Genomic DNA, 7515 nt, shown 5'->3' with positions numbered 1-7515 from the left:
CGACTGCGGCGCGCTTCAGCTCGGGCGCGGCGTCACCCGGCGCAAGCCGCGTAAAGGCTGCGCAGAGTTCTGCGATATTCCGCCGCGTGGCATCGTTGAAGGGACGCATGGCGCTTGACTACACCATGCGTGCGATCGATGAAATGACGGAGAATGGAAGGGATCGACGGACATGCAGGAATGACCGACAAAGCCGCCGCAAAGCTCAAATCCGACGGCTGGAAAATCGTCGATACCACCGGATTCCTGCATCTGATCGGTCCCTTGTGGCAACGCGTCGTCGACGGGGGGCACGAATACGCGCTGATCACCGAGGACAAGCACCACAATCGCCGCGGGCTGGTGCAGGGCGGCGTACTGATGACCTTCGCCGACCGCACCTGCGGGATCACCGCGCGCCAGGTCTCGGGCAAACCGATGCTGGCCACCGTGCAGATGGACACGCATTTCGTCGAGGCCGGCAAGATCGGCGAAGTCCTGGTCTCAAGGCCTCACGTGGTACGCTCGACCCGCAGCCTGATCTTCATCACCACCGAAATCACCGTCGACAAGCGCTGCATCGCCATGGCGAGCGGCGTGTTCAAGATCCTGAAGAGCGAGTAATTTGATCCGTCGTCCCGGCCTTGAGCTGGGACCGACAACATCAATTGATCATTGCGCGGCGCGACCGGGTCGCCAGGACGAGGCTGACGCGTTATCCTGCACATGGCCTCCGGCCTTAGCCAAGGGAATGATCGATGCAATACAAACAACTCGGCCGCAGCGGCCTGAAGGTTTCGCCCATCTGCCTCGGCACCATGATGTTCGGCGGCCCGACCGACGAGGCAACCTCGGCACGGATCATCGCCAAGGCGCGCGAGGCCGGCATCAACTTCATCGACAGCGCCGACGCCTACAACAACGGCGGCTCCGAGCAGGCGGTCGGCCGGGCCATTGCCAACAACCGGCCGAACTGGATCCTCGCGACCAAGCTCGCCAACCCGATGGGCGACGATCCCAATCGCTGTGGCTTGTCGCGGCGCTGGGTGCTGCAAGCGGCGGATGAAAGCCTGAAGCGGCTTGGCACCGATTATATCGACATCTATTATCTGCATAAGGAAGACCATGCGACGCCGCTGGAGGAGACAGTGCGGGCGATGGGCGAATTGATGCGACAGGGCAAGGTGCGCTATTTCGGCGTCTCGAACTATCGCGCCTGGCGCGTCGCCGAGATTTGCAACATCTGCGACCGGCTCGGCATCGACCGTCCGGTCGCGAGCCAGCCCTATTACAATGCGATGAACCGGATGCCGGAGGTCGAGCACTTTCCGGCCTGCGGCTATTACGGGCTCGGCATCGTGCCTTACAGCCCGTTGGCGCGCGGCGTCCTGACCGGCAAATACCAGCCCGATGCCGCGCCCGACAAGGATACCCGCGCCGGCCGCAACGACACCCGCATGATGCAGACCGAGTGGCGGCCGGAGTCGCTCAAACTCGCGCAGGAGATCAAGCACCACGCCGAGAGCAAGGGCATCACCGCGGGCCAGTTCGCGGTCGCGTGGGTGTTGAACTCCGCCTTCGTCAGTTCCGTCATCGCCGGCCCCCGCACCGAACAACACTGGGACGACTACATCCGCGCGCTCGACTATCGCTTCACGGCGGAGGATGAGGCGCTGATCGACCGCCTGGTGGTCGCAGGCCATCCGTCGACGCCGGGATTCAACGATCCGGCTTATCCGATCGAGGGCCGGCGGGCGCGGACGGGGTGAAGGCGGTAGCGTGGCGGCCTGATCGCCAGACTGAGCCGACAGCCGACCGGGCCCCGGAGGGTTCTTGCGCGATCAGCGGAAATCGGGTGGCCTGTGTCGAAGAGATGAGGTCTAGCAAACCTGTGACATCTCTTGACGGATGACGTTGTGCCGGTGGGCTCGGATTCGAATCTTGAACGCTTCAAGCGCATGACTTGGGGTGCATGGCATGCGCGATTCCTCATCAGAACCATCAAGACGGTCGATCATGTCTGGAGCATGCTGCGACTCGCCGGTGAGCGAGGCAGGCTGGCGGAGCTTTCTGCGGCGGAATGGCGCGACCTGGGCGAACACAGGGTGCGTGAGGAACTCAAAAAATGGCCTTGGCAGGGATGATCGGTTTCGTTGACAATGGTACATTACGTTCAATCCGTCCCGATTCTCTGCCGCGCGCTGCTCTCGTCCGTCGCGGCCGCGCGCATCCCCGAGCCCGAAAGCCGGCACGCCGCTATAGATCGACTCGTATTCGCCAGCCCGCACCTTGTAGCTCTCGTGCCAGATGCCGACATCGCCGCCGCGCGTCCTCGATGCGGCGATTGAACTCGACCAGGCCGGCCAATGCGGCCCGCACGGTCGCGCGCGTAGCGCTCGAGGTGATCGAAGCTGCGCGAAAACTGCACAATAATCCTGGAGAGGCGGTGATGGACGAGGAAGCCCGGCTCGGAGCGCGGGCCTCCAGCTCCTTCAGCATCCTCGGCATCGCCCGGGACCGGCGACGCGGCTGGCAATGATCTCGGTCATGCGATTGATCCCTGGCTGGAAAGCTTGCGCGAAACGTGCAGAATGGCCGTACTGGCGACGGCTGCGCGCAAACCCGCCGCGAAGGCCAAGCCGGCCGCTTGTTTCGAGCAGCAGCGGCCCGCGGGTATCATAAATGCGGTTCAGAAGAGGTGGTCGATGCCTTTGCGCAGCCTTGGTTTGCATCTTGCTTTACGTCTTGCGGCCAGCGTCGCCGTGCTGGCCGGTTTGTCCGGCTTGGCCATCCCCTCGGCAACCGCGGCGACAGTGGTGGCGCTCGGTGCCAGCAACACCTATGGCAAGGGCGTGGCCCGCAGCGAGGCCTACCCGGCGCAGCTCCAGGCCATTCTGCGCGCCAAGGGTGTCAACGTGCATGTGGTGAATGCCGGCATCAATGGCGACACCACCGAGGGCATGTTGAACCGGCTCGACCGCGTGGTGCCGGGCGGAACCAGCGCCGTCATCCTACAGCCAGGTGGCAACGACAGGCGCAAACGCAGTGCTGATCGTACCGGAGAGATCGAAAACCGGCTGCACGCCCGCGGCATCCCCATGGTCATGCTGCCGAATAGCGCGCTCAGCGGATTGCCGCATCAGCCCGACGGCCAGCATCTGACTCCGGAAGGTTATCACATGCTGGCTGAGGAAATAGCGCCCCAGGTCATGGCGGCGATCGGCCACTAATCCCGCGGCGGCGATGTGATTGGTCCGAGGTAAATATGCTGGAAGCAAATCCGAACCCCGACGTAAAGCATCTGGCTTGCCTAAGCGCGAGGCCAAAGCGCCGCGCCCGTGTTCTTTGAGTTCAACAGGGGCAGATGGTACACGAACCGCTCAACGATCATCGCCCGTGCCGGGTTTCGTGAAGTCGCAGAGGAGAAAGCCATGCACCGTCAGGCTCTGAAACTCGCAATCCTGCTGTCGGCGAGCGCATTCGCGACAGCCGGTTCGGCCCTCGCCCAGGGCTCGATCGGCGGCCCCACCAAGAAGATTTCGATTGGCGGCGTCCCGACCAAGCCCGCTTCGCCGCTGGTGCCGGCCGGCAAGGTCGGCACGATCACGATCCCGCAACACGCCCAAACGGCCTGTTCCGGCCCGTCTTGCCTAAGGGGCACAGCCGGCGTCAGCGCGGGTCTCCACAAGAACGAGCGAAATCCAGCCGAGGGTTCCCCGCTCAGGGTTCGTCGACCAACCCCATCCTTTTCAAGGTCGGAGGCAGGCTCGCTTCGATCAGAGCGGTGATCGCTGTCTTCAATTTCTGATTCGCGGCCGCCCCATCCGGTCCCGGCAGAAAGGAATCGTCGACCAGTTGGCTCGGTCCGGCCAACCGGCCGATCTCATTGGCGCCGATAGGCGGCGCCGTCCTGTTGTCCCTCACATCGAACTCGCGGCCGCCGACCAGCCGGACCCGGTACAGCGCATGAATCCGGATCGATGAATCGGTCAACGCGCCGCGGACCGCAGGGATGGGCATGCAGGGTCTTTCCATGGTGCAGTCGGCGCATTCCGCTCATCGTCACGGATGTCCGGCTTCGCTTCGTTTGGTTGCGAGGTCCAGGAAAGCCGCTGATCGTCGCTGACAAAGACCGGATGACAAGAGTTTTTTGGAGGCGGCGCGGCGGCTCCGACGAGATACCGGCAGCGGCGCGGCTCGCGGCTCAAAAGACGATCATCGTCAATCGTCTACGCTGCCCATGCCGGCCCAGCGGCCTGCCGCCGCAAGGCGCGAGGCCGGCAATCCGTCTGCTTCGCGATGGATTGATGCCACAATCTCGACAGCCCCGGTTCGGTCGGGCCACTTCAATCGCCCGATCGAGAAGGCCGCCCTTCAGGCGACAGATCATTTGACGAGCCGCGAGACTCGCAATCTCGGTGGTGCCGCTCACCGCGAAGCCCCGCCTTCGCCAGCGAGGATGAAAGGCGCCCAGAAGAAGGGATGGGCGCGCTCGGACCCGTTCGTCGTGTCGTCGATCATGGCGAGCATCGCCCGCCGCAGCGCCTCAGCGCGTCCGATCGCCGGGTCTTGGGCCACGGCACCGATCATTCCCGTCGTCAGCTTCACCGGTGCCTGCGAATCGACCGGCCAATGCGAGACCAGCAGCGAACGCGCGCCGGCGTAGAAGAACGCCTTGGCGAGGCCGGACAGTCCTTCCGCGCCCGGCGTGCCATCGGATGCCGCGGTGTTGCATGCCGACAGAATGACGAAATCAGCATCGAGCCTGAGTTGCGAGACCGCGGACGCGCGCAGCAATCCATCGTCATCGGGCGTCGGATGGGCAGGAGGCGTGAGCACCAGCGCGGGCTCGCCGAGCGTCGGCAGATCGCCGGCGATCAGGCCATGGGTGGCAAACGAGATCACGCGGGTGTTGGCGAGGTCGAGGCGGCGCAGCGTGGCGATGCTCGCATCCGGGCCGAGATGCAGGCTCGTGTCCGCCGCTCCCAGGATTTTGGCTTCCGCACGCAACTCGTCGGCGGTTTCCGGCAGTCGCGGCAGGCGGCGCAAATCCGCGCTGCTCGCCTCCGCTCCGCGATAGAGGCTCGCCATGTCGATGCCACGCTTCTCGCCGCTGCCGTCGAAGATCGGATCGCCGAAACCCGCGAACGGATCGGTGCCATGCTTGGCCTGGGCGAACCGGCGCAGCGCGACCAGCGAAGACGCCGCCGGCACCACGCTGATCGCCTGGCGGCGAACCAGCCAATCGACCGCCTGATAGTCCGAGGGTTTGTAGTCGGAGAACTTGGTGATCGCGGCCGGCGATTTCGTCACCAGCACCGCGAAGGGCAGGCTCTGCAAGGCGCCGTCGGGGGACACGACCAGGTTTTTGGCGTCTGCGATCAGTGCATCGGCCGGCCCCAGCAACGTCCGATACAGCTCGTGCGCCTTGGCGACGTCGACGGGCGCATCGTTGGCAAGCCCCGCGCGCAGCGACTTGACGATGGCGGCGACCTCGCTACCGGTGGCGGCGAGCTTAAAGAAATGCGCATCCTGTTTGCGGATGACGAACAGGAAGCTTTCCTTGTCGGCGAGCGTAAAGGCCACAAAGGCTTCGGCCGGGCGGAGTACGGACTGAACATCGGCGACATGGACCGGCCGGGCTTCGGCCAGTTCCGCGAAACGCGGAAAGCCCACATGCAGCCGGTCATTGTCGGCCGCGAGCCTGGCCGCGATATCGCCCTGCTCCTTGCGCGCCGCGGCTTCCGATACAGGGTTTCGCTTGTCGGGCGTGAGCGCGGCGGCCTTGAGCAGATCAGAATCCAGTTTGTTCCAGCGGTTCGACAAATCTTCGCGCTCGCGCACCAGCGCGGCGAGATCATCGGTGCCCGAGGCGTAGCGGGCCATCATGCCGGATACCGCCTTCGCGGTCTCGATCCCGCCCGCATATTGCCCGGCGCGAAACGCCTCGTCGATCGTATCATTGCCAGGTTGATTCGCGCCGGCCAATCCGCTCGCGAGCAGGTGCATCAGGCGCAGGAAATAGCCGCGATCGGTCCGTCGCTCGCGCTCGTTCGTGCCGGTGCGATCACCGCCGGCGTGCTCGGCGCGCTTGACCAGGATGGCCACCGCTCTACGTGATGCCGCGAGCGCGTCGTCGCGACGGCCCTCCGCGTCATCAAGGGCTGCGAGCGCATTGAGCGTGCCGGCGACATCGGGATGATCCGGACCGAGCGCGCGTTCCTGGATAGCCAGCGCGCGCGTCAGCAGAGGCTCAGCCTCGGCATAACGTCCCTGCGCGGTGTCGATGAAGCCGAGATTGTGCAGGTCGGCTCCGAGTTCGGGATGGTCCGGACCGAGCGCCTTCTGCTTGATGTCGATGGCGCGTGTCAGCAAGGGCTCGGCATCCGCGTAGCGGTCTTGCTCCATATACAGGACGGCCAGATTGTTGAGGATCTGGGCGACATTCGTGTTGGCGGGCCCGAACGCCTTTTCGCGGATCGCCAAGGCGCGCCTGAACAGCGGCTCGGCGTCGGCATAGCGGCCCTCTTTCATATAGTCGGACGCGAGGATGCTGAGCTCCGTCACCACCTCCGGATGATCGGCACCGCGCGCCTTCTCCTCGATCTGCAGGGCCCGCTTGATCAGAGGCTCCGCGTCGGCATAGCGGCCCTCCTCGCTGTACAGGAGGGCCAGATTGTTCAGGCTTTGCGCGACGTCCGGATGATCCGGCCCGCGCGTCTTTTCACGGATCTCGAGCAAACGCTTGATGAGAGGCTCGGCTTCGGCGTAGCGGCCCTGCCGATCGTAGAGGCCGGCCAGATTGTTCAGGCTGGTCAGAACATCCGGATGCGCCGGACCCAGCGATTTTTCCCAGCTCACGGTGACGCGCTTCAGCAGCGGTTCGGCATCGGCGTAGCGCCCCTGATACAAATAAAGCACCGCGAGATTGTTCAGCACCCGAACCGTTTCGGGGTGATCGGCCCCTCGAAGCTTTTCCTGGATCGATGCCGCCTGCTTGTACAGCGTGGCCGCCTCGTCGTAGCGGCCGATCTGGGCGTCGACAAAAGCGAGATCGTTGATGCTGTTGGCGAGTTTGGGATCGGTGGGCGGCAGCGACGCCTGGCGGATCGCAAGCGTGCGCTGTAAACCGGCTACCGCACTCGAATACCGGCCGAGACCGAAGTCGGTGTGGCCGAGCGCATTGTAGATATCGGCGAGCACCGGCGAGGTTGCTCCCAGCGCGGTTTCGCCAAGCTTCGCCGCGCGCTCCAATGCGTCGGCGGCCTTGGCGGGATTGTGCTGATCCTCGTACTGCACGCCCTGGCGAAACAGCGCCATGCAGTCCTCGCGCGGCCCGGCCAAAACCGCTGATGGCAGCAAACAAAACACCGAACAACAGATGACCAATCCACGCACGCTTTATCTCCCGGAATCTCCGGGATCACGGATACCAAGAGACCCCGTGACCGGGTGTGAGCTTGGTCACGCCGGTCGGCGATGACTGATCCCGCGATCTTTCAGCAGCGCAAGAGGAATCCTGCGGCTTTTTCAGTC

The 7515-nt window shown here is 64.4% G+C and carries 7 protein-coding genes and 1 pseudogene; 5 read left to right on the top strand and 3 right to left on the bottom strand.

What is annotated here, in order from left to right; translation table 11 throughout:
* Positions 1–180 precede the first annotated feature (180 nt).
* From WCB02_RS11030 to WCB02_RS11020, 3 genes are all read left to right on the top strand, one after another.
* Positions 181–603, top strand: coding sequence for a PaaI family thioesterase (locus tag WCB02_RS11030; RefSeq protein WP_423958177.1), 423 nt, complete (start codon positions 181–183; stop codon positions 601–603).
* A 134-nt stretch (positions 604–737) separates the two neighbouring features.
* On the top strand, positions 738–1748 hold the full coding sequence (locus WCB02_RS11025) for an aldo/keto reductase (RefSeq protein ID WP_423958175.1): 1011 nt from the start codon (positions 738–740) through the stop codon (positions 1746–1748).
* 132 nt (positions 1749–1880) lie between these two features.
* Entirely contained in the window at positions 1881–2123 is a 243-nt protein-coding gene (locus tag WCB02_RS11020; protein ID WP_423958174.1) for a hypothetical protein, read from the top strand.
* Between the two features lie 150 nt (positions 2124–2273).
* On the opposite strand, the pseudogene WCB02_RS11015 reads toward WCB02_RS11020, so the two are convergent.
* Positions 2274–2324 (bottom strand): annotated as a pseudogene (locus tag WCB02_RS11015) (hypothetical protein); the annotation flags it as partial.
* On the opposite strand from WCB02_RS11015, the gene WCB02_RS11010 reads away from it, so the two are divergent.
* The gene (locus tag WCB02_RS11010) at positions 2315–2518 is read left to right on the top strand and encodes a hypothetical protein (RefSeq protein WP_423958172.1); all 204 of its coding nucleotides are present in this window, start codon (positions 2315–2317) and stop codon (positions 2516–2518) included. The pseudogene WCB02_RS11015 and the gene WCB02_RS11010 overlap by 10 nt on opposite strands.
* Positions 2519–2570: 52 nt before the next feature.
* The gene (locus WCB02_RS11005; protein WP_423958170.1) at positions 2571–3209 is read left to right on the top strand and encodes a GDSL-type esterase/lipase family protein; all 639 of its coding nucleotides are present in this window, start codon (positions 2571–2573) and stop codon (positions 3207–3209) included.
* Between the two features lie 490 nt (positions 3210–3699).
* Here the strand turns inward: WCB02_RS11005 and WCB02_RS11000 are convergent, their stop codons facing one another.
* Entirely contained in the window at positions 3700–3999 is a 300-nt protein-coding gene (locus tag WCB02_RS11000; protein ID WP_423958167.1) for a hypothetical protein, read from the bottom strand.
* A 408-nt stretch (positions 4000–4407) separates the two neighbouring features.
* Positions 4408–7299, bottom strand: a complete 2892-nt coding sequence (locus tag WCB02_RS10995) for a tetratricopeptide repeat protein (protein ID WP_423958165.1) — start codon at positions 7297–7299, stop codon at positions 4408–4410.
* Positions 7300–7515 lie beyond the last annotated feature (216 nt).

Origin of the sequence: Bradyrhizobium sp., assembly GCF_049581145.1 — a bacterium.
Taxonomy (GTDB): Bacteria; Pseudomonadota; Alphaproteobacteria; order Rhizobiales; family Xanthobacteraceae; genus Bradyrhizobium.
This window is presented reverse-complemented; position numbering and strand designations above follow the sequence as displayed.